The following is a 248-nucleotide window of genomic DNA, read 5'->3' as shown; positions in this document are numbered from 1 at the left end:
GGTCTTCAATAATATTCACGCTTTCAGCGCGGCGCGTCAGAAAAAAAAGTTCGGCAGCCAAGCCATTATTGGAAACATTGCTGTAAAATTTCATGAGAAACGGATTGTGATCCGGATTCTCCGACAACAGCAACGCGCTGAAATGCTCTGCCAAGCGGCGGCTCAAAGCGGTCTTGCCGCTACCGATAGCGCCTTCGACAACAATATAACGAGGATTCATAGTAACTCTTTGTAATGTGTTTCCCAAC

Annotated in this window: 1 protein-coding gene; it reads right to left on the bottom strand. The window is 46.8% G+C overall.

Annotated elements, in window-relative coordinates; genetic code table 11:
• Window positions 1-220, bottom strand: a 220-nt coding sequence (locus ACTHS4_RS12290) for a deoxynucleoside kinase (RefSeq protein ID WP_440366028.1), incomplete at its 3' end; no start/stop codon positions are given.
• Window positions 221-248 lie beyond the last annotated feature (28 nt).

Origin of the sequence: Neisseria sp. P0014.S009 (genome assembly GCF_051958155.1) — a bacterium.
GTDB classification, from domain to species: Bacteria; Pseudomonadota; Gammaproteobacteria; order Burkholderiales; family Neisseriaceae; genus Neisseria; species Neisseria flavescens_C.
The sequence above is the reverse complement of the archived record's forward strand: the minus strand, read 5'-3'. Positions and strand labels throughout refer to the sequence as shown.